Below are 23,921 nucleotides of genomic sequence, written 5' to 3' on the forward strand. Positions count from 1 at the left end.
TGCCGGGGCCTTTTTGTTTGGCTAAAGTCGCGGCACACCGACCGAGAGAACCATCATGCACTACACCCCTGCCCGGCCCGATCCCAAGGCGCCCGCCGTCCGCATCAACCTGTTGTCGGACACACAGACGAAACCGACGCCCGGGATGCGCGAGGCGATGGCGCGGGCGGAGGTCGGCGATGAGCAGGTCGGCGACGATCCGACCACCAATGAGCTCAACGCCCGCGTCGCCGATCTGCTCGGGAAGGAAGCCGCCGTCTTCATGCCGTCGGGCACGATGTGCAACGTCGCGGCGACGCTGGCCTATTGCCGCCCCGGCGACGAGATCCTGGCGCACGCGACCGCGCATATCATCGCCCGCGAGGGTGGCGCGCATGCCGCGCTCGGCGGTTTCCAGATCACGCAGCTGCCGGGCGATGACGGCCAGTTCACGCCGGAGACCTTCCGCGCCGCGCTGCATCCGCGCACCCGCTACCAGCCGCCGCAGGTGCTGGTCAGCGTCGAGCAGACCGCCAATATCGGCGGCGGCACGATCTGGAAGAAGGCCGCGCTCGACGAGGTCGTGCGCATCGCCAAGGACCATGGACTCATAACCCATATGGACGGGGCGCGCCTCCTGAACGCGACCGTCGCCTCAGCCATCTCGCCGCGCGACATGACGGCGGGCTGGGATTCCGCCTGGATCGATTTCTCCAAGGGACTCGGCGCGCCGATCGGCGGCGTGATCGCCGGCAGCCGCGCCTTCATCGACGATGTCTGGCGCTGGAAGCAGCGGCTCGGCGGCTCGATGCGACAGTCCGGCATCTGTGCCGCCGCCTGCATCTACGCGCTCGATCACCATGTCGACCGTCTCGCCGACGACCATGCCAATGCGCGGGCGCTGGCGCGCGGGCTGGCGCAGATCAACGGCATCGCGGTGCAGGCGCCCGAAACCAACCTCGTCTTCTTCAAGCCCGACGGCGCCGGCGTCTCCGGCGACAAGATGGTCGCCGAGCTGCGCAAGCGCGGGGTGACGCTCGCGATGATGGACGGCCGGATCAGGGCCTGCACGCATCTCGATGTCACGGCCGCGATGATCGAGGAAGCGGTCGGTCACGTCAGGGACATCGTCCGCGGGGCGTAGCTCCATCCGGCTACGAAGCCGGTTAGTGCCCCATCGCCCGGTAAATCAGCGTCTTCAGCTCCTGCTGGATCCGGCCGCGCTGTGACGGCGTCTGCACCATGAAGATCCCGAACAGATCGTCGGCGGGGTCGATGAAGAAGAACGTGCCGCCGACGCCGTCCCAGCGATATTCGCCGAGCGGCCAAGACGTGTTCTCCGGCACCGAGGTGCGGACCGCGAAACCGAGGCCGAAGCCGGAGTTCGGCCCCGGATAATAGTTCTTGTCGCGCACGACGCCGGTTTCGGGACCTATGTGATCTGACGCCATCAGCGCGATGGTTTCCGGTTTCAGATAGCGCTTCCCGCTATAGCTGCCGCCGTTCAACAGCATCTGCGAGAAGCGCGCATAGTCGCCGATGGTGCCGACCATGCCGCCGCCGCCGGACTCCCAGCGCAGCGGCTTGCGCGGGTCGCGAACCTCGGCCACCGGACTGATGGTGCGATCCTTCGGCATCGGCTCGGCGATCAGCGGCCATTTCGCCTGGTCGGCAACATAGAATGCGGTCTCGTTCATCCCGAGAGGACCGAGCAGCCGCTCCTTCTCGAACTGGAACAGCGATTTCCCTGTTATCACCTCGATGATGCGGCCGAGCAGATCGGTGGAATGGCCGTAATCCCATTGCGTGCCGGGTTGCTCGGCAAGCGGCAGCGCCGCGAGCCGCGCGGCGAATTCGGCATTGTCGGGATCGTTGTCGAACAGGCCGGCATCGGCGTAGGTCTTGTTGACGACACCGCCGCCATAATAGCCGTAGGGCAGTCCTGCCGTGTGGCGCATCAGGTCTTCGATCGTGACCGGACGCTTGAGCGGCTCCAGCGTCATCGTCGCCTTGCTCTCATCGCCGCGCTTTTCGACGCCGACCTTCATGTCGGCAAAGGCCGGAATGTATTTCGACACCGGATCGCTGAGCGCAAGCCTGCCCTCCTCCACCAGCATCATGGCGACGACTGTCGTGATCGGCTTCGACATCGAATAGAGACGGAAGATGGTATCCGCGCTCATCGAGAACTCGGTTGCGATATCGCGAACCCCGAACTTCTCGTAGTAGACCGGCTTGCCATGCTGCTGCAGCAGCAGGATGGCACCGGGAATCTTTCCGGTCACGACCTCGTTCCGGACATAGTCGGAGACCTTGGCGAGGCCCTCCGCCGAGAAGCTGTGCGCGGCTGGCCCCGCGGAGCCGGCCTGCGCAACCGTTGCGACGAGGGCGAGCGCGAGTGCCGCGACGAACGCGCGGCACCCACGCATATAAGAGCATGCTCCGATCCGATTGGACCGGATCATGCTCTTATGGTTTTGCTTTTGACGCGTTTTCTTCACGCGAACCGGTACCCACTTCGCTCGAAAACGCTCTAGTTTTCCATGGCTTCATAGACGAGTTGCTTCAACGTCCGCTGGATGCGCTGACGCTCGGTCGGCGTCTGCTCCAGGAGGATGAAGAAGAAGTCCTGCTTGCGATCGATGATGTAGTAGCAGCCGCTGGCGCCATCCCATTTCAGTTCGCCGAGATCGCCTGGAGGCGGCGGCTTGGCATTGCCCGGATCGGTACGCACAGCGATCCCGAGCCCGAAGCCGAAGCCCGTCGCCGGGGAAATAGAATACGTCGCGCGCAACGCCTGAGCCCGGGCCGACACGATCGGTGGTCAATTCCTTGAACGTCTCGGGCTTCAGGATGGTCTTGCCGTCGAGGGTGCCGCCATTGAGCAGCATCTGGGCGAAGCGCGAATAGTCCGCCATGGTCGAGACCATGCCGCCGCTGGCGGACTCCCATTTCTTAACCTTGGTCGGATCGTTGATCCGGCCGACCCGGAAGTCGCTGTCGTTCGGCATCGGCTCGGCCATCAGCTTCTGCTTCTCGGGATCGGTGACGAAGAAGCCGGTGTCCTTCATGCCGAGCGGGTCAAGCAGCTTCTCGCGTTCGATCGTCGAGAATTTCTCTCCGGTGGCCACCTCCATCACGCGCGCCAGAATGTCGGTGGAATGGCCGTATTGCCAGAGCGCGCCGGGCTGGTTGTGCAGCGGCAGCTTGGCGATCCGCTCGGCGAATTCGGCGAGATCGAAATCTCCGCCGTAGATATTGGCGTCCTTGTAGGCCTTGCGGACCAGGCTATCACCATAGAACCCGTAGGTGATGCCGGACGTATGCGTCATCAGATCGAGGATCGTCATCGGCCGCTGTGGCGGCACCAGTTCGAGCGTCTTGGTGCCGTCCTCGGCCTTCTTCTCGACGCCGACCTTCACATCGGCAAAGGACGGGATGTATTTCGAGACGGGATCGTCGAGCTTGTACTTGCCCTCCTCCAGAAGCTGCATCGAGACCACGGCGGTGATCGACTTGGACATCGAGGCCAGGCGGAAGATGGTCTGGTCTGATATCGGCGCCTTGCTGACCACGTCCTGCACGCCGAAGGCCTCGTGATAGACCGGCTTGCCATGCTGCTGGATCAGGACGATGGCGCCGGGAATCTTTCCGGTCGCGACCTCGTTCTTGAAGAACTCGCTGATCCTGGCGAGCTTGTCGGGGTTGAAATGCGCGCCCGCCGGAATCTCGTAGGTGCCCTCGGTGTGCGCGTACGCCAACGATGCCGCCAGCAACACCGCGGCGGCTGCGGCGGCGCCCTTCAAACGAAATGAATGCATTTGAACTATCCCTCCCCGGAAATCACGAGGAAGTGTAGCGGCGGTATCATCAGGCACAAGGGCTCCCAAAGGAGGCCAAAGCGGCCTCGTGCAATTCGGCGCTGGGGGCGGAGAAGCAGCAGAAGACCACGTGCTCGACGCTGGGAGCAGTGGCCAGCGTGTCGACGACAGTCCTTACGGCGATCTGGGCCGCGCGATCCGCGGGGAAACGATAGATGCCGGTCGAGATTGCTGGAAAAGCGATCGAAGCGAGGCCATGCTCTTCGCAGAGGTCCACCGAGCGCCGATAGCAGGATGCAAGCAGACCGTCCTCGTCTAGCTTGCCGCCATTCCAGACCGGGCCGACCGTATGGATCACGTACTTGGCAGGCAGCCGATACCCTTTGGTGATCTTGGCCTGGCCAGTCTCGCAGCCGTGAAGCATACGGCATTCGGCGACCAGATCAGGTCCGGCGGCGCGGTGGATCGCGCCATCGACGCCACCGCCCCCGAGCAGCGACGAATTGGCCGCGTTGACGACGGCGTCAACGCGCAGGGTCGTGATGTCGGTAACGATGACTTCGAGCCGCGCCTTGCCAATCTGGCGCGCCGTCAAGGTCAGGCAACCACGTCGACCGGGATGCCCTTGTCGGCAAACAGCTGCTGCAATTCACCGGCCTGGAACATCTCGCGGATGATGTCGCAACCGCCGACGAACTCGCCCTTCACATAGAGCTGCGGAATCGTCGGCCAGTTCGAATAGACCTTGATGCCGTCGCGCAGCTCGGCCGATTCGAGAACGTTGAGGCCCTTATAGCCGACACCGATGTGGTCGAGGATCTGCACGACCTGACCGGAAAACCCGCACTGCGGGAATTGCGGCGTGCCCTTCATGAACAGCACGACGTCGTTCGACTTCACTTCGTTGTCGATGAATTGCTCGATGCTCATTTTCGCTTCCTTCGGGGGCGGCGCTCTCAAGACTTGTGGGCCGGCCCACCCTTCTAACCCGTGACTGGACATATATGTAGCTCAAACCATTGTGCATCCAAAGCAAAATGGCGGAAATCAGGCATGCGGCGGGAGCCGGACCGCACCGCAAAACGGGCCGGGATTATCTGACGCGCCCAATATCATCATGGGGGAGGCTTTTTTCCCGTAACGGAGCCCCTATCTAGGACGAACTGTCCGTCTGGAACCAGTTTACCGAAGCAACGTTCTCCCCTTGAATCGGAGACCATCGTTGACGAAACCAGCCTCTGCCGCGGCCGCCGTTCCCGGCACCTTCCCGTCATTGTCCTCCGAATCCGGGTCGCTCGCGCAGCGGCTGGTGGACGCCTATCGCACGGTCCGCGACGAGACCGAGCGCCGGGTCGCGCCGCTGTCGGCGGAAGACCAGCTGATCCAGTCGATGCCGGATGCGAGCCCCGCCAAGTGGCACCGCGCCCATACCACCTGGTTCTTCGAGCAGTTTCTGCTCGGGGAGCACGTCAAGGGCTACACGCCCTTCCATCCCGACTACGCCTATCTGTTCAATTCCTATTACGTCAGCGCCGGTCCCCGGCACGCCCGCCACCAGCGCGGCCATCTGACTCGCCCGACATCAGACGAAGTCACCGCCTACCGCCGCCATGTCGACGCCGAGGTGGTGAAATTCTTCCAGACCGCCCCGACGGACGAGCTCGAGGCGCTGGTGCCGCTGGTCGAGGTCGGGCTCAATCACGAGCAGCAGCATCAGGAGCTGATGTACACCGACATCCTGCATGCCTTCGCGCAGAACCCGATCCCGCCAGCCTACGATCCGGCGTGGCGCTTCCCGGCATCGCAGCGCGGGCCCGAGGAATGGGTGACGCTCAACGAGGGCATCCACACCGTCGGCCATGCCGACGACAGCTTCCATTTCGACAATGAGAAGCCCGCGCATCGCGCACTGGTCGGCCCGGTCAAGCTCGCGAAAAACCTCGTCACCAATGCCGACTGGCTCGCCTTCATCAAGGACGGCGGCTATTCCACCGCCACGCTGTGGCTGATGGACGGCTTCGGCACCGTGAGCAACGAGGGCTGGCAAGCGCCGGGCCACTGGCGCGAGATTGACGGCGAGTGGAAGATCATGACGCTCGGCGGCCTGCAGGCACTCGATCCGCAGGCCCCGGTTTGCCATGTCAGCTATTACGAGGCCGACGCCTTCGCCCGCTGGGCCGGCAAGCATCTGCCGGCCGAGATGGAATGGGAGGTCGCCGCCCGCGCCGGCCTGCTCAACGACGCCTACGGCATCGTCTGGCAATGGACCCGCAGCGCCTATGCGCCCTACCCCGGCTATCGCGCCATCGAAGGCGCGCTCGGCGAATACAACGGCAAGTTCATGGTCAACCAGCTCGTGCTGCGCGGCTCGTCGCTGGCAACGCCGGCCGGTCATAGCCGTGTCACCTACCGCAACTTCTTCTATCCGCACCATCGCTGGCAATTCACGGGGTTACGCCTCGCCGACTATGCCTGATTGAGTCCTGTCGACATCGATGACGCGTCGGTAAGCGCGTTCGGGAGAGTATCATGAATGTGCATGCCGCCGCTTTGGCCAAAGCGTATCCGTTCGACGAAGCGACCTCGGCGTTTGCCGGCGATGTGATCGGCGACCTCGCCCGTCACCCGAAACGGCTGTCGCCGAAATATTTCTACGACGCCACCGGCTCGGAGCTGTTCGAGCAGATCACGGTGCTGCCGGAATATTATCCGACGCGCACCGAGCTCGGCATCCTGCGCGACCGCGGCAGCGAGATCGCCGCAATCATTCCGAACGGCGCGGCGCTGGTCGAGTTCGGCGCCGGCGCGACCACCAAGGTGCGCCTCTTGCTCGAGCACTGCGAATTCGCAGCTTACGTGCCGGTCGATATCTCCGGAGATTTCCTGAAAGCCCAGGCCGACGGGTTGCGGCGGGATTTCCCGGGTCTTGGCATCTATCCGGTCGCGGCCGATTTCACCACGCCGTTCGCGCTGCCCGAGGCCGTCGCCGCAATGCCGAAGGTCGGCTTCTTCCCGGGCTCGACGCTCGGCAATTTCGAGCCGAGCGAGGCCCTAGCCTTCCTGCGCAGCGCGCGAAAAATCCTCGGCCACGGCGCGCAGATGATCATCGGCGTCGACCTCGAGAAGGACGAGCGGGTGCTGTACGACGCCTATAACGACGCAGCCGGCGTCACCGCGCGCTTCAACCTCAATGTGCTGGTTCGTATCAACCGCGAGCTCGGCGGCAATTTCGACCTGTCAGGCTTCACGCACCGCTCGATCTACAACCGCGACCGCCACCGCATCGAGATGCACCTGATCAGCCGCAAGGCGCAGACCGTGCGCATCCTCGGCAACACCTTCGCGTTCCGTCCCGGCGAGAGCATTCATACCGAGAACAGCTACAAATACTCGCTCGAGCGGTTCACCGCGCTTGCCCGCAGCGCGGGCTGGACGGTGCGCGACAGCTGGACCGACGCCAACACGATGTTCTCGGTGCACGCGCTGGTCGCGGACTAGCTCGGACCAGAAGCGAGGGATGAGGCAACGATCATGGGCAGGCGCGCGCTGCAGATCGCCACGGCCCTGCTCGCCCTCGTCCCTGTCCTGACCGGCCTCATCACGATGCTCGGCGTGAGCGATCCGCTGTACGCCTCGTCGGGCGTTCCCGCGCTGCCGGTGCTCGACAGCAATCTGCGCTTCTTCGGCGGGGTCTGGCTCGGTCTCGGCCTCGCTTTGCTCTGGCTGGTGCCGCGCATCGAAAGCGAGAGCGTACTGTTCCGCGTGATCTGGGGCGGCATCTTCCTCGGCGGCATCGGCAGGCTGCTGTCGATGGCGATGGTCGGCCTCCCGCCGCTGCCCTTCGTGGGCTTCACCGCGCTGGAGGTGATCGGCGCGCCGCTGTTCGTCTATTGGCAGCACCGCGTGGCCACGGCCGGTCGCAGGTAGCGCCCCGGCTATTCTTCCTCCCCGCTCGACCGCAGCGAGATCGATTCCCACGCCGCGACCACGATCATGATCGCGGTGGTGACGATCGAAAGCACCAGCGGTGACATCTCGCGAGCGAAATAGGCCGTGATCGCCAGCGCCACGATGCCGACGCCGTGTGAGAGCTGCAGGAAATTGCGGATGACGTATTTGAACAGGATGGTCCCGACCAGGAACAGCGCGGCGCCGCCGACCGAGCTCACAATGGTCTTCAGGTCGGAATGGCCGCCGGGATGCTTCAGCACCAGCTCGTCGGCAACCGCGGTCAGGATGATGCCGCCGACGATCGGCATGTGCAGATAGGTGTAGGCGATCCGCGCCACGCGGCCGGATTCCTCGGACTTGGAGATCATGTCCGCGCCGGCCTCGGCGCCCTTGTGGAAATAGATCCACCACATCGCGATACTGCCGACCAGCGCCGAGATGAATGCGGCGACATTCTCCGGCGTCCAGGTCAGCTCGGCAAAGGTCGCGCCGTCGACCACGATCGCCTCGCCGAGCGCAATGATGATGAAACCTGCGCAGCGCTCGGCCATGTGGCCGCCCTCGACCGACCAGGCCTCCATCGAGGAGAAGCCGAGCCTGGGGGTCCAGAACCGCAGAGCCGGCGCGACATATTCGATGGCCAGCGCCGCGATCCACAGCCACATCCGTGTCTCGTGCTCGGCCAAGCCACCGAGAATCCAGAGCACGGCGGAGCAGGACAGCCAGGTCAGGATGCGGATGGCGTTGTGGCGGACTGCCGTTCGCCGCCGCGGCGTCGCCAGCAGCCAGAACGCGGTGCGGCCAACCTGCATCGCTGCATAGGTCCCGGCAAACCACAGCCCCCGTCCGTCGAAGGCGGACGGGATCGAGGTCGACAGCAGCAGCCCGCCCAGCATCAGGACGAACAGCAGCAGGCGGACCGGCGTCAGGTCGGGATTGAGCCAGTTGGTGACCCAAGTGGTGTAGACCCACACCCACCACACTGCGAGGAACAGCACCGTGACCTGCACCGCGCCCAGCGGGGTGAAGTGGTGCAGCAGCGCATGCGACAGCTGCGTGACGGCGAAGACGAAGACGAGGTCGAAGAACAGCTCGGCATTGGTGACGCGGCTGTGCTGGTTCGGCACGATGACGCGAAACATCGCGCCGCGCGGATTATCTGCCATCGCTTGGGGCCCCCGCCCGCTGGCCGGGGCCTAGCCTTCCGGCACGCCGGTCTGCAAGGCCAGCGCGTGCAGCACGCCGCCCATCTGGCCCTTCAGCGACTGGTAGACGATCTGGTGCTGCTGAACGCGGGACTTGCCGCGGAATGACTCGGAAACGACAGTGGCCGCGTAGTGGTCGCCGTCGCCGGCCAGATCACGGATCGTCACCTCGGCATCAGGGATCGCTGCCTTGATCATCGATTCGATATCACGGGCGTCCATCGGCATCCCAGTCCACCTCCGTCAGGTCATTCGAATCAGGGCCGATTCGGCCAGGAAAACCAAGACAAACCTCAAGGCAAAACCCAAGATAAAACCTGGAGCCTGAGGTCTTCTAGGTCATTCCGGGGCACACTATATTCCCATTCCCAGCGATTTAAACCTGCATCAATCGGTCACAAGCCATCACGCCGAAATGACCAGAAGAGGCGCGGAATCATGAAGCTCCCCGGCCCCGACCATCCGATCACGATCACGCCGAATGCCAAGCGTGTCCGCGTCACCGCCGACGGCGTCGTCATCGCCGAGACCACCCATGCGCTGACCTTGAAGGAAGCGAGCTATCCGGCCGTGCAATACGTCCCCCGGCAGGACGCCAACATGGAGCTGTTGACCCGCACCGAGCGGACCACGCATTGCCCCTATAAGGGGGATGCGAACTACTTCAGCATCAAGGCCAACGGCAAGACGCTGGACAATGCGATCTGGACCTATGAGGCGCCCTTTCCGGCCATGACCGAGATCGCCGGCCACCTCGCCTTCTATCCGGACAAGGTGAAGATCGAGGAAGTCGCCTAGACCCATCCCGCCTGCCGCGCGCGCCGGGACCTCGCCCGTCCGTTTCGGCGCGTGGCCACCCAGCCTGAAAAGCGGAAATGCCCGGGCGAGGCCCGGGCATGACGACGGGAGTGTTCGGCCGGTTCGCCGCTAGACCCTGAAGATCGTGAGCCCAAGGATCAGCAGCACCAGGAAGATCACGACGAACACGTAGAACAGGAAACGCGCAATGTCGGCGGAGGCAGCGGAAATGCCGGTGAAGCCGAGCAGGCCCGCGATGATCGAGACGACGAGGAAGACCAACGCCCATTTCAGCAGTGTCATTGCTTGCTCCACAAACCGCGCGCGCCGTACGCGTCCGCCCGACAACGCCCGCCGCCGACCCCGGTTCCAGAACGAAACAGATCCACTGAAATGACCGACCTCGACACCACGGAATCGGGACGATTGGGCCTTGCTGAATCGGGTTCCCGATTGCAACATCCGGCTGCAGACCCGGCTGGGGGCACCATGAAATCGATTGCTCACGCGGCTCCGGCCGTCGACGTTCAGGCAGCACCGAAGCTCCACAAGCGCAATGTCGCCCTCGACCGTGCGCGCACCTTCCTGACGCTGATCGTGCTGCTGCATCATGCGGTGATCCCCTACACCCATTTCGGCCACACCGATCCGACGTCCTGGATCGGCTTCGATTGCGTGGTGCTCGCCACCGACAGCTTCTTCATGGCGATGTTCTTCTTCCTGTCGGGGCTGTTCGTCTGGCCCGGGCTCGGCCACAAGCCGTGGCTGATCTTCCTGCGCGACCGGCTGCTGCGACTCGGCCTGCCCTTTGTGATCTGTGCGTTCACCGTGATTCCGATCGCCTATTACGCGATCGCGCTGCGTGCGACGCCGGACCTGACCTTCTCCGAGTTCTGGCGGAAGACCATGATTTTCGGGCCCTGGCCGAGCGGCCCGATCTGGTTCGTCTGGGTCCTGATGACCTTCGACCTGACGGCGAGCGTGCTGTACCGGGTGTCGTCGCGCCTGCTCGAACCGATCAACCGCCTGTCGATCAAGGGATTTGAGCGTCCCTCGAAGTTCTGGCTGTTCCTCGTGGTCGTCAGTGCCGCCGCCTATCTGCCGATGCTGGTGCATTACGGCCAGAACTACTGGTTCGAGCTCGGACCGTTCTCGGTGCAGGCGAGCCGGGTGCTGCTATATGCGTCCTATTTCTTCATCGGTGCGGGGATCGGGGCGGCGAATCTCGAGGGTGGCCTGCTCAGCGCGCATGGACGGCTGACCGAGCGGCGCTGGTTCTGGACCGGGATCACGCTGATCCCCTACTGCTTGATGTGGGTGATGATCTACATCAAGCGCGGGATCATCGGTAACCCCGATCCGCTGCCGGGCTGGTATCTCGCGTTCTACGGCACCTTCTACGTGCTGTTCAGCGCCTCGATCCTGTTCGCGATCCTGGCCTACTTCCTGCAATCGAAGGCGCCGGGACCGACGCTGCTCGACCGCATGCAGGGCGACGCCTACGGCATGTTCCTGGTGCACTATCCGATCGTGCTGTGGCTGCAATACTGGCTGTTCGACATGGAGTTGCCGGCGATCGCCAAGGCCGCGATCGCGTTCTTCGCCACCGTGGCGCTGAGCTGGGCCGCCACCGCCGTGCTGCGCAAGATTCCCGGCTCGAAATACGTGCTGTAGCTTCGGTTATGATGCGCAATCGCATCATAACCTCCCTCCTTTTCTGAGCATGATCTCTGCGCAAACGCTTCGCGTTTGTCGCGGGAAAACCGGCCTCCACTTTTCCGGATCATGCTCTGTGCAGCGATCTCGCCCCGCGCCGCCCCCGCATCCTGATCACGGCGGCCGAAAGCCGGCAGCGCCGTGGGCGACAGGCCTGAGCCCGTCGCCAACAAGTTGCGCACAACCTGCCATTGGTCACATGTGACCATGTGATTCTCGGTTATGCTGGCCGCACTGCTGACCTCAAGGAGAGTCCTGGGATGAACGACCCTCAAGTTGGATGGATCGCCGCAATCATCGTCGGCGGATTGGCCGGCTGGCTCGCCGAGATGTTCATGAAGACCGGAACCGGCATCTTCATGAATATCATCCTCGGCATCGTCGGCGCGGCGCTGGCGAACTGGCTATTGGGTCTGCTCGGCGTATCGCTCGGCGGAGGATGGATCGGCTATCTCGTCGCCGGCTTCATCGGCGCAGTGATTATCATCTTTGGCTGGCGCGCGATCCGCGGCGCAACCTAGCGCTTGATCCGAAGGGATCGCGCCTCGACATAAGGCAATAGCGCGATGATGGGTTCATCGCGCTATTGAGATCGTGTTCGCTCGGCGTTGCAGCGCCTGATCGATCCGGATCAGGCGGCAGTACCGTGCATGTAGTTCGGCAGCCAGTGCTCGAAGGCGCGGGACAGGCTTTCGATCGTCACCGGCGGCTCGCCGGCGACCGCAATCGCGTCGCCGCCGGTGGTGCCGATGCGCGCACAGGGCACGCCGGCGCCCTTCATCTTGGCCAGCACGAGGCCAGTGTCGGCCGCAGGCACGGTGACGATGTAGCGCGCCTGGTCCTCGCCGAACCAGTAGGCATGCGGCACGATCGAGGACGGCGCCGCCAGCAGCTGCGCGCCGATGCTGCTTGCGATCGCCATCTCGGCGAGCGCGATCAGGAGCCCGCCGTCGGACACGTCATGCACCGCACTCGCGGTGCCGGCGCGGATCATGCCACGCACCACGTCGCCGTTGCGCTTCTCGGTGGCGAGATCGACCGGCGGCGGAGCGCCCTCCTCGCGGCCGCAGACATCGCGCAGGTAGACCGACTGGCCAAGCCAGCCTTGCGTGTCGCCGACCAGCAGGATCGCCTCGCCCGCGGCCTTGAACGCCAGCGTCGCCGACTTGGTGAAGTCGTCGAGCACGCCGACGCCGCCGATCGAGGGCGTCGGCAGGATGCCGCGTCCGTTGGTCTCGTTGTAGAGCGAGACGTTGCCGGACACGACCGGGAAGTCGAGCGCGCGGCAGGCTTCCGAGATGCCCTTCAGGCAGCCGACGAACTGGCCCATGATCTCGGGCCGCTCCGGATTGCCGAAGTTGAGGTTGTCGGTGATCGCGAGCGGACGGCCGCCGACCGCGGTGATGTTGCGCCAGGCTTCCGCCACCGCCTGCTTGCCGCCTTCGAACGGATCGGCCTCGCAATAGCGCGGCGTGACATCGACGGTGAGCGCAAGCCCCTTCGGCCCGTCCTCGACGCGGACCACCGCGGCATCGCCGCCGGGACGCTGCATGGTATTGCCCAGGATGACGTGGTCGTATTGCTCCCAGACCCAGCGCTTCGAGCACAGTTCGGGCGTGCCGATCAGCTTGGTCAGCGCCTCGGCGATGCCGAGCGGCGGCTTGACGTCCTGGCCGCGGATCACCGGCAGCGCAGTCGAGGCGACATGCGGACGGTCATAGACCGGCGCCTCGTCGCCGAGCTCCTTGATCGGAAGATCGGCCATCACGTCGCCGCCATGCTTGACGACGAAGCGCTTGCTCGGCGTGGTGTAGCCGACGACGGCGAAATCGAGCCCCCATTTGCGGAAGATCGCCTCGGCCTCTTTCTCCTTCTCGGGCTTGAGCACCATGAGCATGCGCTCCTGGCTCTCCGAGAGCATCATCTCGTAGGCGCTCATGCCGGTCTCGCGGGTCGGCACCGCATCGAGATCGAGGTCGACGCCGAGGTCGCCCTTGGCGCCCATCTCGACCGCCGAGCAGGTCAGGCCGGCCGCGCCCATGTCCTGGATCGCGATCACGCAATCGGCTTCCATGATCTCGAGGCAGGCTTCCAAAAGCAGCTTCTCGGCGAAGGGATCGCCGACCTGCACGGTCGGGCGCTTCTCCTCGGAGGCGTCGTCGAATTCGGCCGAGGCCATCGAGGCGCCGTGAATGCCGTCGCGGCCGGTCTTGGAGCCGAGATAGACGATCGGCATGTTCACGCCGGAGGCCGCCGCGTAGAAGATCTTGTCGGCGTCGGCGAGGCCGACCGCCATCGCGTTGACCAGGATGTTGCCGTCATAGCGGGTGTGGAAGCGCACCTGGCCGCCGACCGTCGGCACGCCGAACGAATTGCCGTAGCCGCCGACGCCCGCGACTACACCGGACACCAGATGCCGGGTCTTGGGATGCTCGGGCGCGCCGAAGCTCAGCGCATTCAGGCAGGCGATCGGGCGCGCGCCCATGGTGAAGACGTCGCGCAGGATGCCGCCGACGCCGGTGGTCGCGCCCTGGTAGGGCTCGATGTAGCTCGGGTGGTTGTGGCTCTCCATCTTGAAGACCACGGCCTGGCCGTCGCCGATATCGATCACGCCGGCATTCTCGCCGGGGCCCTGGATCACCCAGGGGGCCTTGGTGGGCAGCCCGCGGAGATGGATGCGCGACGACTTGTACGAGCAATGCTCGTTCCACATCGCCGAGAAGATGCCGAGCTCGGTGAAGGTCGGAACCCGCCCGATCAGCTTCAGGATGCGCTCGTACTCGTCCGGCTTCAGCCCGTGGGCGGCGACCAGTTCGGGGGTGATTTGAGGCTCGTTCTTGGGGTCGTTCTTGGGCGCGGTCATGGGACCCTTAATAGGTAGATCGAACGGGGGCGAAAAGGCCTTTTACGGCCCATTTCCGGCCTGTCCAGAGCTTTGCGGCGGTTGGACGCGGCCCGGGATTTGCAGCCTGGATCTGTGCCTGGGATTTGCACAATGGGGATGGATCGGATTTAAGGTCCCGGACCCGATAATTGAAGGCCAGATTTCGTGAACGAGCTCGCCAAGACCGCACTCACTACGGCGTTCAACCGCCGCCCCGACCTGCACGTCGAAACCGAGGGCGAATTCGCCGGCTGGCGAACCTGGACCCGGGACAGTTTCGAGACCCATACCGGCCCCTTCTACCACCGCATGGACGAGAACGGCCGCATCGCCTGCGCGTTCCGGGTCGGCCCGAAGCACCTCAACGGCTCCGGCAACGTCCATGGCGGCTGCCTCATGACCTTCGCGGACTACTGCCTGTTCGCGCTCGCCTCCCCGGTGCTCCAGGGCCCCGGGGTCACGGTCTCGTTCGCCTCGGAATTCCTCGATGCGGCCCGCGAGGGTGACCTGATCGAATGCACCGGCGAGGTCACCCGCGCCGGCGGGTCGCTGATCTTCGTGCGCGGCATGCTGACATCGGCCGAGCGGCCGCTGTTCAGCTTCTCCGGCACCATCAAGCGGACGAAGCGCAAGGCACCGGCGGAGAAGGCAGCGTAACGCTCACGACCAGCTCGCGCAAAACGCGCAGGGTTCGTCGACACACGCCGTCATTCAACCGTTACATCGGCGCGGATTAAATCGAAAGCACAGCGCTAGCGCGTTGTGTTCGCGCGCGTTCTTCGCGTGAAGCAATGCGAACGCCAGTTGTGACGCGACGACATGCTGTCGTTGCGTCGTCGCGCACGCGTCACATGCGCGTCAGCCAAGCCCGGAATATTGCTGAACGGTTTCCGTTTGTGCGTTCGCGCAGCGAAGTTGGGGCATTCTCATGAAATTGAAGACGTTTGTTTCCGTCACGTCGGCGATGTCGCTTGTCGCATCGCTGGCGTGCGTTGCAACGCCGTCGCGTGCCGGCCAGGACGGCGACAATGGCGATCGCGGCGTCGGCGAGTCCCGCGGTCACGATCAAAACCAGGATCAAGATCATGACGGCGGCCATCACGGCCGCAAGCCGCGCGTGGTGTTGATCTCGCTCGATGGTGCCAAGCCCGATTTCATCCAGAAATTCATCGAGGAAGGCGTGCTGCCGCGCGACGGTGGCCTCGCCCGGCTCAGCCGGCGCGGCGCAGTGGCGCTGCAGAACGTGACGGCGTCGCCATCGCTCACCGCAGTCTCGCATATCGCGATCGCGACCGGTTCGACGGCGGTCCATAACGACATCCCATCCAACACGTTCCAACCGATCGTCGGGCCGATCTCGAGCAGCATCAGCGGCTTCGCGGCGCCGATCGGCGGTTACAGCGAGAGCCCGCTCGGGCCGTCGGCGCACCCGACAGCACAGCCGCTGTGGGTGCAGTTGCGCCAGCAGGGCAAGAAGGTCATCACCGCGACGTGGCCCGGCGGCGACGGCGCCGACATCTCGATCAACAAGACCGTGGTGCAGCCGGCCCAGCCCATCCGCGTGACCGACTTCACGGTGCCGTTCGGCGCATTCGGCGGCATCGGGGCACAGGGCTTCTCGCTGTCGCGCAGCGACTTCGCGACCGATCCGGGCATCGTGGCGGCGCTGCAGGCTGCCGGCCATTTCTCGTTCAGCCCGGTGCTGGTGACCTCGGCGCCGATCGAGACGTTCTCATGCTCTCAGGCTGCGACCGCGACCTGCACCAGCGCCGCGACGCTCGACGTCAAATATTCGATCCGCGTCGCCGCGATCGACACCACCAATGACCGCAAGGTGAACTACGACACGCTGGTGTTCTTTGACGCCAACCGCGGCATCACCGCAGGACCGTTCCACGCACCGTCGACCGGGCCGGCCTACGTCAAGTTCGGCGGCGAGAATGCGCCGTTCTTCTTCGAAGGCAGCGGGGCCAAGGTCGGCGCCGCCTACTTCGTCTCGGCGCTGTCGCCCGATCTTTCGACTGTGCGCTTCGCCCGTTACGGCGCCAACTTCATCCCGCGCAACACGCCTGTCCTCGCCGATGTCGACGACATCAACAACAACATCGGCTTCTGGCGTCCGCAGGCCGACTTCCGCATCCCGGAGCGCCTGAGCCCGGGCTTCACCAATTTCCCCGACGTCGAGATCGAGACGATGTTCGAGGACATGGTGAAGACCTTCGTGCGCTACCAGGCCAATATCGGCGAGCGCGCGATCAAGACCCATCCGGACGCCGATCTCGTCATGGTCTATATCGAGCAGCCCGACGGCTCCGAGCACCAGTTCCTGCTGACCGATCCGCGCCAGGGCACCAGCCCGACCGACCCGAACTCGATCGGCGCCAACCAGGATCCTGCCAAGGTCAAGCGCTACGCGTCCTACATCCGCTTCGCCTACCAGACCGCAGACAGAGCGGTGAAGCAGATTGCCGATGCGGCGGGCCATGACAGCAATGTCGTCGTGGTGTCGGACCACGGCTTCGCGCCGTTCCACACCTCGGTCAATCTCACCAACATCCTGCGCAACGCGGGGATCGACACCAGCAAGGTCGGGATCCGCACCTCGGGTCCTGCCGCCGACATCTACGTCAACCTGCAGAACCGCGAGCTCGGCGGCACCGTCGATCTGGCGACCTACCGTAACCTGGTGGCGCAGATCACCGACGCGGTGAAGAACGCGGTCGATCCCAATGCGCGCTTCAACTATTCGCTGAAGGACCAGCACATCTTCACCGTCGTCGAAACCCGGCCGCTGCAATGCGACGCGGGAACCGGACAGTGCATCAGCAAGACCGTCGGCCAGGACTATGGCGACGTGTTCGCGCTGATGGCGCCCGGCTACAATTTCGACGGCATCCAAAACCCCGGCGTCGCGCGCCAGGGCGATGCGCCGTTCAATTCGGCAACCACCGCGTTGTCGATGCCGAACTTCTACGGCGCCCACGGTCACGATCCCGAGCTTCCAGTGATGAGCGCGACCTTCATCGCCGCGGGGCCGCACATCCGAAGGGACACCGTGGTGCGGCGCATGCGCAATATCGACGTGGCGCCGACAGTCATGCGACTCCTCGGCACCACACCGCACCAGGTCGATGGCGAGGTGCTGAGCGAGGTCCTGCGCTAGGGTACTCGCGCCAATTCAGTGCGGTGGACGTCAGACCGGCGTCCACCGCCTCGCCAATCACGGCCCGCAATCCTTACGCGCGTGGCGTGCCGAACCGCTCGATCACCTCGGCAAGCGAAACGTGACCGGCGCAGGCGCCGGATCCCGCACTGCTCTCGCCGCTCTCCAGCGCGGTCGCGTAGATCACGGCCGGATCGGCCTCCAGTCGCGCGCGAAGTGCGGCCAGTTTCGGCCAGCGATCGCGGTCGGCGACGGCGTGGAAATCGAGCCAGCGCGCGACACCGATCAGCAGCCCATCCGCCAATGTCGGATGGTCGCCGAGCAGGAACGGCGCATCGCCGATCAGTTCCTCGAGCCTGTCGTGGCGCTGCACGACATTGCCCTTCCCCCACTGCCGCAGCGCGGACTGCATCGCCGGGTTCGGCGTTTGCATCTCCAGCGCCGCCCACAGCGGACTGAACGCCGCGGTGACGCCGGTGTTCACGAAGGCCATCAGCTGATGCATCCGGTCGGCCTGCGGCGACAACGGATCGAAGCTGATGCGACGCTCGGTATCCCGTGCCGCGAGCCAGCTTGCGATCGCCATGTTCTCGGTGAGCACCTTGCCGTGGTCCGTGACGAAGGCCGGCGTCTCATGCCTCGGATTGATCCGCGCATAGGAGGGATCGCGCATCTCGCCGAGCATGTCGACGCGGCAAAGGCGATAGGGCTTGCGCCGCCATTCGAGAGCTGCAACGAGCCCCATGGAGCTTCCGAGCGGGAAGCCATAGATGAGGATAGGTTCCATGATGTGGTCTCCGGTGATGTCAGACGATCACGCTGCGCAGCGGAGCCGGACCCTATTCGCCACATCCGTGAAGTAAATTACGCACCTTTTTGTAACCACGAGCCGCCATGAAATCTCTCGTCTCCCGCTGCCCGATCGAGGAAGTGATGCAGATCCTGAGCGGCCGCTGGCCGACGCTGCTGATCTATTATCTGAAGCAGGGCACCAAGCGCTTCAGCGACCTGCGCCGCGACAACCCGACCATCTCGCACAAGATGCTGACCCTGGAGCTTCGCAAGCTCGAGGACGCCGGCATCGTCGAGCGCACCGAATTCGAAGGCTATCCGCTGCGCGTCGAATACCAGCTCACGCCGCCCGGCCATCGGCTGGTGCCGCTGATCGACGCGCTAGGTGAATGGTGGGAAACGACGTCGGATGCCGGAGCACAGTCCGGCTCCGCGGATGCCGAGCCGGTCATTCCGAATACCGTCTCGCGGGATTGAACGGCACGAAGCGCCGTCAAACTTGCGCTGGCATCGGATAAGCTCCCGAAGTATCAGTTTTGATGCGCGGCAGTGCGCGGGGAGCCAAACCAAGGTGCCGAAGAGCACAGCCAGAGCATGATCCGGAAAAGTGCGAAGCGGTTTTCCGAAAAGATCGTGCTGAAACAAGGCGCGAGGACGGGCGCGTGACGGCTCCCGCGATCACGCCGACTTCGACCACCACGCCCGGTGCGCGCGGCTGGCGCGATTATGCGCTGCTGCTGGCGCTGGCCTGCTGCTGGAGCTCGACCTATCCGCTGACCAAGATCGGGCTCGGCTCGATCCCGCCGGTCACCTTCATCTCGGCGCGCTCTTTGGTCGCCGCAGCCTTCCTGCTCGTGGTGCTGCGGATCCGCGGCATCCGCATCCCGACCGACATCAAGGCCTGGAAGCTGTTCGCCTTCCAGCAGACCATCAACTCGACGATCCCGTTCCTGGTGATCACCTGGGCGCAGCTCTATGTGCCGGCATCCAGCACGGTGGTGCTGGCCTCGACGACGCCGATCTTCGCCTTCCTGATCACGTGGGCGATCACGCGGCACGAGCCGGCCTCGCCGCTCAAGTTCGTTGGCGCGGTCCTCGGCCTCGCCGGCACGGTCGCGATCATCGGCCTCGACGCGCTCTCCGGCTTCGGCAAGGAGATTGTCGCCGAGATCGCGATCCTGCTCGCCACCGTCTCGTTCGCCTGCGCCACGATCTTCGGGCTTCGCCTCTCCGACTATGACCCCATGGTGGTGGCCGCCGGCTCGCTGTTGTTCGGCGGCACCGTGCTGCTGCCGGTCGCCCTGATCGTCGACCACCCCTGGACGCTACACCCGACGCCGCAGGCGCTGGTCGCCACCGTCGTGATGGGCATCTTCTCCAGCGCGTTCGGCCTGATGCTGTTCTACATGTGCCTGACGCGGCTCGGCACGCTCACGACAAATGCGCAAGGTTACTTGCGGATTCCGATTGGCGTCGCGCTATCGGTGATCCTGCTCGGGGAATCCGTGCCGTCGAATCTCGCGCTCGGCCTCCTGCTGGTCATGGCCGGCGTCGCCGCGATGACAATCCCGGGCGAAGCCGTGAAACGCTGGCTAGGCCGGTTGCGAGGATAGTCTTCCGGCTACTTCTTGTCGTCCGCCAGCAACGCGCGGTATTTCGCGACGTCGCGGGTCACGAGTTGCTGCAGCACCTCAGGTGCGAGTTCATCGGCGTCAGGCGCAACGGTCGACAACTCGACGAAGCGCTTCTTCACCGCCTCGCTCGCGACCGCGGTGCGCGCGGCGGCATTGAGCTTGGCGATGATGTCAGGCGGGGTGCTCTTCGGTGCGAACAGGCCGTTCCAGCCCTGCGCCTCGAACTCGGCCAGGCCGGCCTCGGCCGAGGTCGGCAAGTCCGGCAGCGAGACGAGCCGCACGGTCGAGCCGACCACGACCGCCTTCACCAGTTTGTCGTCGATCGCCTGCGACACCGAAGCGGCGGCATCGCAGACGCCGTCGATCTGGCTGCCGATCGCGTCCGTCAGCGCGAGCGCCGCGCCGCGATAGCCGACCAGTTGCACGTCGATCCCGGCGGCATGCACGAAGCTCTTGCAGATCAAATAATTCGAGGAGCCGACGCCGGCATGGCCGAGATTGACCTTGCCCGGATTCTTCTTGGCGTAGTCGATGAATTCCTTGAGGTCCTTGGCCGGAAAATCCTTGCGCAGCGCGACGATGCCGAAGGTCTTCGCGACCACGGCGATCGGCGCGAAGGAGTCCGGTGTGAACGTCAGCTTCGGATAGATCGTGTAGGTCGCCGCGTTGGTGCCGGCGTTGCCGATCGCGATCGTATAGCCGTCCGGCTCGGCGCGTGCGGCGCGGGTCAGCGCGGTCGAGCCGCCGGCGCCGCCGACATTCTCGATGATGATGGTCTGGCCGAGCGCAGCGCTCATCTGGTCGGCGACCGCGCGGGCAATCACATCGGAGGTGCCGCCGGCCGTGAACGGCACGATCATCGTGATCGGACGCTTCGGGAAGTCCAGCTTCGAAGTATCCTGGGCATGCGCGACCGTCGCAAGCAGCAGCAATGCAGCCGCGGCAAAGCACCTTCCAAACATGACGGTCAGGCCGCCTTCTCGTGATGCTGGACCAGGCCTGCGAAAAGGCCGCGGCCGTCGGTGCAGCCCATGATCTCTTCGACGTGGTTTTCCGGATGCGGCATCATGCCGAGCACGTTGCCGCGCTCGTTAACGATGCCGGCGATCGAATGCGCGGCGCCGTTGAAGTTGGAAGCCTCATCGACCTCGCCCTCGGCCGAGCAGTAGCGGTACAGCACCCGCCCGTCGCCCTCGAGCCGCTTCAGCGTCTCCTCGTCCGCCTCGTAATTGCCCTCGCCATGCGCGACCGGCACGCGGATCACCTGGCCGGCATTGTACCCGCGGGTGAACGGCGTGTCGGAGCGTTCGATTCGCATATGCACGTCGCGGCAGACGAATTTCAGCCCGGCATTGCGCATCAGCACGCCCGGCAACAGCCCGGACTCGCAGAGGATCTGAAAGCCGTTGCAGACGCCGAGGACCAGCCCGCCTTTGGCGGCGAAGTCACGCACCGCGTCCATCACGGGCGCGCGGGCCGCGATCGCGCCGCAGCGCAGATAGTCGCCATAGGAGAAGCCGCCGGGCACCACCACGAGGTCGGTGCCCTTGGGCAGCGCGGTCTCGGCGTGCCACACCATCGCGGTCTCATTGCCGGATGCAAGCTTGAGCGCGCGCGCCATGTCGCGCTCGCGGTTGATGCCGGGGAAGACGAGGACGGCTGATTTCATTGCATCACCTGGTTTTGGGCGCCAGCACGAGCTTAACTGCGGCGACAAACTTCGCGTAGTTGTCGTTGCTGGCCTTTTCGTCGCGCGCCGAGCTGATCAGGCTGGCGGAGCCTTGTCCGGCAAGCAGCAAGCCGCTGACCTGATACTCGCTTGCGCCGTTGGCTGCCACGGTCAGGCGCCGTGCCTTGAACATGCGCGGCCCCGCCGTGCCCTTGTCGCCATCAACGCCGAGCAGCGTGATGCGCTGCCCCGGCGTCCGCTGCTCCAGCGCCTTGATGATCTGCTCCTGCCCCTCGCGGAACTGGTCGAGCGTCATCTGTTTTCCGCCGGTATAGTACCGGTAGCTCACCTTGGAGCCCGCGCCGCAGGCCGATTGCGCGCAGCGGAACATATGCACATCGGAGCCGCGGCGCTCGTAGCTCCATCCGCTGACCGTGAATGGTGGCGCCTGCGTCGTCGCGGCAGGCGCTGCCGGCGCCGGTTGAGCCGAAGCCCCGCCGATTCCGGCTACCGTCAGCAAGCCGACCACGAGCGCTCGGACGAAGATTTGGTCTCTGCGAGCAGAGGTGGGAGCGGCTGTCATCATTTGGCTCGCTCGCTAGCTCAGAACCTCGACCCGGTAATTCTCGATCACGGTATTGGCCAGCAGCTTGTCGGCGGCGGCCTTCAGCGCCGCCTCCGCCTTGTCCTTGTCGGTCGCGGCGAGCTCGATGTCGAACACCTTGCCCTGGCGAACGCTGGCGACGCCGTCGACGCCGAGCGATTTCAGCGCGCCCTCGATCGCCTTGCCTTGCGGATCGAGGATGCCCGACTTCAATGTCACAGTTACACGTGCCTTCACGGTCGCCCCTTAAGCTTAGCTCTTCACCAGCACCGGGCCGCTGCCGGCCGGCCGCTCGTTTTCGATCAGAATGCCGAGCCGCTTCGCGACCTCGGTGTAGGCCTCGAGCAAGCCACCCAGATCCCGGCGGAAACGGTCCTTGTCGAGCTTCTCGTTCGACTTGATGTCCCAGAGACGGCAGGAGTCCGGCGAGATCTCGTCGGCGACGATGATCCTCATCATCTCGTTCTCGAACAGCCGCCCGCACTCCATCTTGAAGTCGACGAGGCGGATGCCGATGCCGAGGAAGAGACCGGTCAGGAAGTCGTTGACGCGGATCGCCAGCGCCATGATGTCGTCGATTTCCTGCGGCGTGGCCCAGCCGAACGCGGTGATGTGCTCTTCCGACACCATGGGGTCGTTGAGCTGGTCGTTCTTGTAATAAAACTCGATGATCGAGCGCGGCAGCTGGGTGCCCTCCTCGATCCCGAGCCGCTGCGACAGCGAGCCGGCGGCGACGTTCCGCACCACCACCTCGAGCGGCACGATCTCGACCTCGCGAATCAGCTGCTCGCGCATGTTGAGGCGGCGGATGAAGTGGGTCGGCACCCCGATGTCGTTCAGGTGCTGAAACAGGTACTCCGAAATCCGGTTGTTGAGGACGCCCTTGCCCTCGATCACCTGGTGTTTCTTGGCGTTGAACGCGGTCGCGTCGTCCTTGAAGTGCTGGATCAGGGTTCCCGGCTCGGGGCCTTCGTAAAGCACCTTGGCCTTGCCTTCATAAATACGGCGTCGACGGCTCATTGGGATGTACCGTGTTTTGTTGAAATCCATGGATTTGGGTGCTCCGGATGACTTGGGGTTACGACCCACGACGGAGCTGCCGCGGAGGCCTGGAACCTGGGCAATCCAACTGGAAACAGAACAAGAACCATGCCTGTTGGCAACCTATCCGATTGGCCCTTCCAGCACAATCGATAGTGCCCCATGCAGGGCACTTATACCGCCCTATCAAAAAGGCCCGATTCCGCCTGTTTGCCTGCGGCTTAACGGCTCGTTGTCTTGCCGATTCCTCCCACTTATCTAGGCAGGCATCGGGGCTGCCGCAACGAGCATCGGCCCGCCATTCAGCAGGGAAATGGAACTTCGGCATGAACGAATTCAACAAGCGCGAGGAAGGTTTCGAGAAGAAGTTCGCCCTCGACGAGGAGCTGAAGTTCAAGGCCGAAGCGCGCCGGAACAAGTTGCTCGGCCTGTGGGCGGCCGAGAAGCTCGGCATCACGGGCGATGCGGCCGGCGTCTATGCCAAGGAAGTGGTGGCCGCCGATTTCGAGGAAGCCGGCGACAACGACGTTCTGCACAAGGTTCTGAGGGACCTCACCGCCAAGAGCCAGGCCACGACCGAGCGCGACGTCCGCGCCAAGATGGACGAACTGCTGGCGGTGGCTGTGGCCCAGGTGAAAGCGGGCACCTAGGTTCTCGCACCGCC

At 64.5% G+C, this 23,921-nt stretch carries 25 protein-coding genes and 1 pseudogene; 12 read left to right on the forward strand and 14 right to left on the reverse strand.

The window, feature by feature from the left end; translation table 11 throughout:
- Window positions 1–55: 55 nt before the first annotated feature.
- A complete protein-coding gene (locus ACVIGA_RS05680; RefSeq protein ID WP_456665612.1) occupies window positions 56–1,123 on the forward strand; it encodes a threonine aldolase family protein in 1,068 nt (355 codons plus the stop codon).
- 22 nt (window positions 1,124–1,145) lie between these two features.
- Here the strand turns inward: ACVIGA_RS05680 and ACVIGA_RS05685 are convergent, their stop codons facing one another.
- From ACVIGA_RS05685 to grxD, 4 genes and pseudogenes are all read right to left on the reverse strand, one after another.
- Window positions 1,146–2,408 carry a serine hydrolase domain-containing protein gene (locus tag ACVIGA_RS05685; protein WP_456665613.1) on the reverse strand — a complete coding sequence of 421 codons (1,263 nt, stop codon included), beginning with the start codon at window positions 2,406–2,408 and terminating at the stop codon, window positions 1,146–1,148.
- Between the two features lie 104 nt (window positions 2,409–2,512).
- A pseudogene (locus tag ACVIGA_RS05690) lies at window positions 2,513–3,800 on the reverse strand (serine hydrolase domain-containing protein).
- A 49-nt stretch (window positions 3,801–3,849) separates the two neighbouring features.
- Entirely contained in the window at window positions 3,850–4,395 is a 546-nt protein-coding gene (locus ACVIGA_RS05695; RefSeq protein ID WP_456665614.1) for an O-acetyl-ADP-ribose deacetylase, read from the reverse strand.
- Between the two features lie 2 nt (window positions 4,396–4,397).
- Entirely contained in the window at window positions 4,398–4,730 is a 333-nt protein-coding gene (grxD, locus tag ACVIGA_RS05700; protein ID WP_212309969.1) for a Grx4 family monothiol glutaredoxin, read from the reverse strand.
- Window positions 4,731–5,022: 292 nt separating this feature from the next.
- Between grxD and egtB the strand changes: the two genes are divergently transcribed.
- Genes egtB through ACVIGA_RS05715 form a run of 3 tightly spaced genes read left to right on the forward strand, consistent with a single transcriptional unit; the run spans window position 5,023 to window position 7,727 of the window.
- The gene (gene egtB, locus ACVIGA_RS05705) at window positions 5,023–6,276 is read left to right on the forward strand and encodes an ergothioneine biosynthesis protein EgtB (protein ID WP_456665615.1); all 1,254 of its coding nucleotides are present in this window, start codon (window positions 5,023–5,025) and stop codon (window positions 6,274–6,276) included.
- 53 nt (window positions 6,277–6,329) lie between these two features.
- Window positions 6,330–7,298 carry an L-histidine N(alpha)-methyltransferase gene (egtD, locus tag ACVIGA_RS05710; RefSeq protein ID WP_456665616.1) on the forward strand — a complete coding sequence of 323 codons (969 nt, stop codon included), beginning with the start codon at window positions 6,330–6,332 and terminating at the stop codon, window positions 7,296–7,298.
- Window positions 7,299–7,331: 33 nt separating this feature from the next.
- Window positions 7,332–7,727: a DUF4345 domain-containing protein gene (locus tag ACVIGA_RS05715; RefSeq protein ID WP_456665617.1), complete on the forward strand. Its 396-nt coding sequence runs from the start codon at window positions 7,332–7,334 to the stop codon at window positions 7,725–7,727.
- Window positions 7,728–7,735: 8 nt separating this feature from the next.
- Here ACVIGA_RS05715 and ACVIGA_RS05720 read toward each other — a convergent pair whose 3' ends face one another.
- Together ACVIGA_RS05720 and ACVIGA_RS05725 are read right to left on the reverse strand one after the other, a co-directional pair.
- Window positions 7,736–8,917, reverse strand: a complete 1,182-nt coding sequence (locus ACVIGA_RS05720; protein WP_456665618.1) for a low temperature requirement protein A — start codon at window positions 8,915–8,917, stop codon at window positions 7,736–7,738.
- A 30-nt stretch (window positions 8,918–8,947) separates the two neighbouring features.
- On the reverse strand, window positions 8,948–9,184 hold the full coding sequence (locus ACVIGA_RS05725; RefSeq protein WP_021077843.1) for a BolA family protein: 237 nt from the start codon (window positions 9,182–9,184) through the stop codon (window positions 8,948–8,950).
- Window positions 9,185–9,394: 210 nt separating this feature from the next.
- Here ACVIGA_RS05725 and ACVIGA_RS05730 point away from each other — a divergent pair, with 210 nt between their 5' ends.
- On the forward strand, window positions 9,395–9,754 hold the full coding sequence (locus tag ACVIGA_RS05730; protein WP_097675699.1) for a DUF427 domain-containing protein: 360 nt from the start codon (window positions 9,395–9,397) through the stop codon (window positions 9,752–9,754).
- Window positions 9,755–9,883: 129 nt separating this feature from the next.
- On the opposite strand, the gene ACVIGA_RS05735 is transcribed toward ACVIGA_RS05730, so the two are convergent.
- Window positions 9,884–10,057, reverse strand: coding sequence for a DUF1328 domain-containing protein (locus tag ACVIGA_RS05735; RefSeq protein WP_021077845.1), 174 nt, complete (start codon window positions 10,055–10,057; stop codon window positions 9,884–9,886).
- Window positions 10,058–10,243: 186 nt separating this feature from the next.
- Here ACVIGA_RS05735 and ACVIGA_RS05740 point away from each other — a divergent pair, with 186 nt between their 5' ends.
- On the forward strand, window positions 10,244–11,428 hold the full coding sequence (locus tag ACVIGA_RS05740) for an acyltransferase family protein (protein WP_456665619.1): 1,185 nt from the start codon (window positions 10,244–10,246) through the stop codon (window positions 11,426–11,428).
- Between the two features lie 302 nt (window positions 11,429–11,730).
- Window positions 11,731–11,991, forward strand: coding sequence for a GlsB/YeaQ/YmgE family stress response membrane protein (locus ACVIGA_RS05745; protein ID WP_456665620.1), 261 nt, complete (start codon window positions 11,731–11,733; stop codon window positions 11,989–11,991).
- Window positions 11,992–12,101: 110 nt separating this feature from the next.
- On the opposite strand, the gene purL is transcribed toward ACVIGA_RS05745, so the two are convergent.
- Window positions 12,102–14,333 (reverse strand): phosphoribosylformylglycinamidine synthase subunit PurL, encoded by a 2,232-nt coding sequence (gene purL / locus ACVIGA_RS05750; protein ID WP_456665621.1) that lies wholly within the window; start codon window positions 14,331–14,333, stop codon window positions 12,102–12,104.
- 186 nt (window positions 14,334–14,519) lie between these two features.
- Here purL and ACVIGA_RS05755 point away from each other — a divergent pair, with 186 nt between their 5' ends.
- Together ACVIGA_RS05755 and ACVIGA_RS05760 are read left to right on the forward strand one after the other, a co-directional pair.
- Window positions 14,520–15,011 carry a PaaI family thioesterase gene (locus ACVIGA_RS05755; protein WP_456665622.1) on the forward strand — a complete coding sequence of 164 codons (492 nt, stop codon included), beginning with the start codon at window positions 14,520–14,522 and terminating at the stop codon, window positions 15,009–15,011.
- A 271-nt stretch (window positions 15,012–15,282) separates the two neighbouring features.
- Window positions 15,283–17,517 carry an alkaline phosphatase family protein gene (locus tag ACVIGA_RS05760; RefSeq protein ID WP_456665623.1) on the forward strand — a complete coding sequence of 745 codons (2,235 nt, stop codon included), beginning with the start codon at window positions 15,283–15,285 and terminating at the stop codon, window positions 17,515–17,517.
- A gap of 73 nt (window positions 17,518–17,590) precedes the next feature.
- On the opposite strand, the gene ACVIGA_RS05765 is transcribed toward ACVIGA_RS05760, so the two are convergent.
- Window positions 17,591–18,304 carry a glutathione S-transferase family protein gene (locus ACVIGA_RS05765; protein ID WP_456665624.1) on the reverse strand — a complete coding sequence of 238 codons (714 nt, stop codon included), beginning with the start codon at window positions 18,302–18,304 and terminating at the stop codon, window positions 17,591–17,593.
- A 107-nt stretch (window positions 18,305–18,411) separates the two neighbouring features.
- Here ACVIGA_RS05765 and ACVIGA_RS05770 point away from each other — a divergent pair, with 107 nt between their 5' ends.
- Together ACVIGA_RS05770 and ACVIGA_RS05775 are read left to right on the forward strand one after the other, a co-directional pair.
- A complete protein-coding gene (locus ACVIGA_RS05770; protein ID WP_342728147.1) occupies window positions 18,412–18,786 on the forward strand; it encodes a winged helix-turn-helix transcriptional regulator in 375 nt (124 codons plus the stop codon).
- 185 nt (window positions 18,787–18,971) lie between these two features.
- Entirely contained in the window at window positions 18,972–19,922 is a 951-nt protein-coding gene (locus ACVIGA_RS05775; RefSeq protein WP_456665625.1) for a DMT family transporter, read from the forward strand.
- An 8-nt stretch (window positions 19,923–19,930) separates the two neighbouring features.
- Here ACVIGA_RS05775 and ACVIGA_RS05780 read toward each other — a convergent pair whose 3' ends face one another.
- The 5 genes from ACVIGA_RS05780 to purC form a co-directional block, all read right to left on the reverse strand.
- Entirely contained in the window at window positions 19,931–20,905 is a 975-nt protein-coding gene (locus ACVIGA_RS05780) for a tripartite tricarboxylate transporter substrate-binding protein (RefSeq protein WP_456665626.1), read from the reverse strand.
- A gap of 5 nt (window positions 20,906–20,910) precedes the next feature.
- Window positions 20,911–21,612 (reverse strand): phosphoribosylformylglycinamidine synthase subunit PurQ, encoded by a 702-nt coding sequence (gene purQ / locus ACVIGA_RS05785; RefSeq protein ID WP_223976121.1) that lies wholly within the window; start codon window positions 21,610–21,612, stop codon window positions 20,911–20,913.
- Between the two features lie 4 nt (window positions 21,613–21,616).
- On the reverse strand, window positions 21,617–21,928 hold the full coding sequence (locus ACVIGA_RS05790) for a hypothetical protein (protein WP_456665627.1): 312 nt from the start codon (window positions 21,926–21,928) through the stop codon (window positions 21,617–21,619).
- Between the two features lie 282 nt (window positions 21,929–22,210).
- Window positions 22,211–22,453 (reverse strand): phosphoribosylformylglycinamidine synthase subunit PurS, encoded by a 243-nt coding sequence (purS, locus tag ACVIGA_RS05795; protein ID WP_456665628.1) that lies wholly within the window; start codon window positions 22,451–22,453, stop codon window positions 22,211–22,213.
- Between the two features lie 15 nt (window positions 22,454–22,468).
- Window positions 22,469–23,236, reverse strand: a complete 768-nt coding sequence (purC, locus tag ACVIGA_RS05800; RefSeq protein ID WP_016843454.1) for a phosphoribosylaminoimidazolesuccinocarboxamide synthase — start codon at window positions 23,234–23,236, stop codon at window positions 22,469–22,471.
- Between the two features lie 347 nt (window positions 23,237–23,583).
- On the opposite strand from purC, the gene ACVIGA_RS05805 reads away from it, so the two are divergent.
- Window positions 23,584–23,907 carry a DUF1476 domain-containing protein gene (locus ACVIGA_RS05805; RefSeq protein ID WP_456665629.1) on the forward strand — a complete coding sequence of 108 codons (324 nt, stop codon included), beginning with the start codon at window positions 23,584–23,586 and terminating at the stop codon, window positions 23,905–23,907.
- Window positions 23,908–23,921 lie beyond the last annotated feature (14 nt).

The sequence above is a fragment of the Bradyrhizobium sp. USDA 3240 genome (assembly GCF_054063295.1).

Excerpts from the sequence above, each read along its gene's own strand:
- ACVIGA_RS05680 (WP_456665612.1), top strand. The coding sequence starts at position 56 with ATGCACTACACCCCTGCCCGGCCCGATCCCAAGGCGCCCGCCGTCCGC.
- ACVIGA_RS05685 (WP_456665613.1), bottom strand. The coding sequence starts at position 2,408 with ATGCGTGGGTGCCGCGCGTTCGTCGCGGCACTCGCGCTCGCCCTCGTC.
- grxD (WP_212309969.1), bottom strand. The coding sequence starts at position 4,730 with ATGAGCATCGAGCAATTCATCGACAACGAAGTGAAGTCGAACGACGTC.
- egtD (WP_456665616.1), top strand. The coding sequence starts at position 6,330 with ATGAATGTGCATGCCGCCGCTTTGGCCAAAGCGTATCCGTTCGACGAA.
- ACVIGA_RS05715 (WP_456665617.1), top strand. The coding sequence starts at position 7,332 with ATGGGCAGGCGCGCGCTGCAGATCGCCACGGCCCTGCTCGCCCTCGTC.
- ACVIGA_RS05720 (WP_456665618.1), bottom strand. The coding sequence starts at position 8,917 with ATGGCAGATAATCCGCGCGGCGCGATGTTTCGCGTCATCGTGCCGAAC.
- ACVIGA_RS05725 (WP_021077843.1), bottom strand. The coding sequence starts at position 9,184 with ATGCCGATGGACGCCCGTGATATCGAATCGATGATCAAGGCAGCGATC.
- ACVIGA_RS05730 (WP_097675699.1), top strand. The coding sequence starts at position 9,395 with ATGAAGCTCCCCGGCCCCGACCATCCGATCACGATCACGCCGAATGCC.
- ACVIGA_RS05735 (WP_021077845.1), bottom strand. The coding sequence starts at position 10,057 with ATGACACTGCTGAAATGGGCGTTGGTCTTCCTCGTCGTCTCGATCATC.
- ACVIGA_RS05740 (WP_456665619.1), top strand. The coding sequence starts at position 10,244 with ATGAAATCGATTGCTCACGCGGCTCCGGCCGTCGACGTTCAGGCAGCA.
- ACVIGA_RS05745 (WP_456665620.1), top strand. The coding sequence starts at position 11,731 with ATGAACGACCCTCAAGTTGGATGGATCGCCGCAATCATCGTCGGCGGA.
- purL (WP_456665621.1), bottom strand. The coding sequence starts at position 14,333 with ATGACCGCGCCCAAGAACGACCCCAAGAACGAGCCTCAAATCACCCCC.
- ACVIGA_RS05760 (WP_456665623.1), top strand. The coding sequence starts at position 15,283 with ATGAAATTGAAGACGTTTGTTTCCGTCACGTCGGCGATGTCGCTTGTC.
- ACVIGA_RS05765 (WP_456665624.1), bottom strand. The coding sequence starts at position 18,304 with ATGGAACCTATCCTCATCTATGGCTTCCCGCTCGGAAGCTCCATGGGG.
- ACVIGA_RS05770 (WP_342728147.1), top strand. The coding sequence starts at position 18,412 with ATGAAATCTCTCGTCTCCCGCTGCCCGATCGAGGAAGTGATGCAGATC.
- ACVIGA_RS05780 (WP_456665626.1), bottom strand. The coding sequence starts at position 20,905 with ATGTTTGGAAGGTGCTTTGCCGCGGCTGCATTGCTGCTGCTTGCGACG.
- purQ (WP_223976121.1), bottom strand. The coding sequence starts at position 21,612 with ATGAAATCAGCCGTCCTCGTCTTCCCCGGCATCAACCGCGAGCGCGAC.
- ACVIGA_RS05790 (WP_456665627.1), bottom strand. The coding sequence starts at position 21,928 with ATGACGCTCGACCAGTTCCGCGAGGGGCAGGAGCAGATCATCAAGGCG.
- purC (WP_016843454.1), bottom strand. The coding sequence starts at position 23,236 with ATGAGCCGTCGACGCCGTATTTATGAAGGCAAGGCCAAGGTGCTTTAC.
- ACVIGA_RS05805 (WP_456665629.1), top strand. The coding sequence starts at position 23,584 with ATGAACGAATTCAACAAGCGCGAGGAAGGTTTCGAGAAGAAGTTCGCC.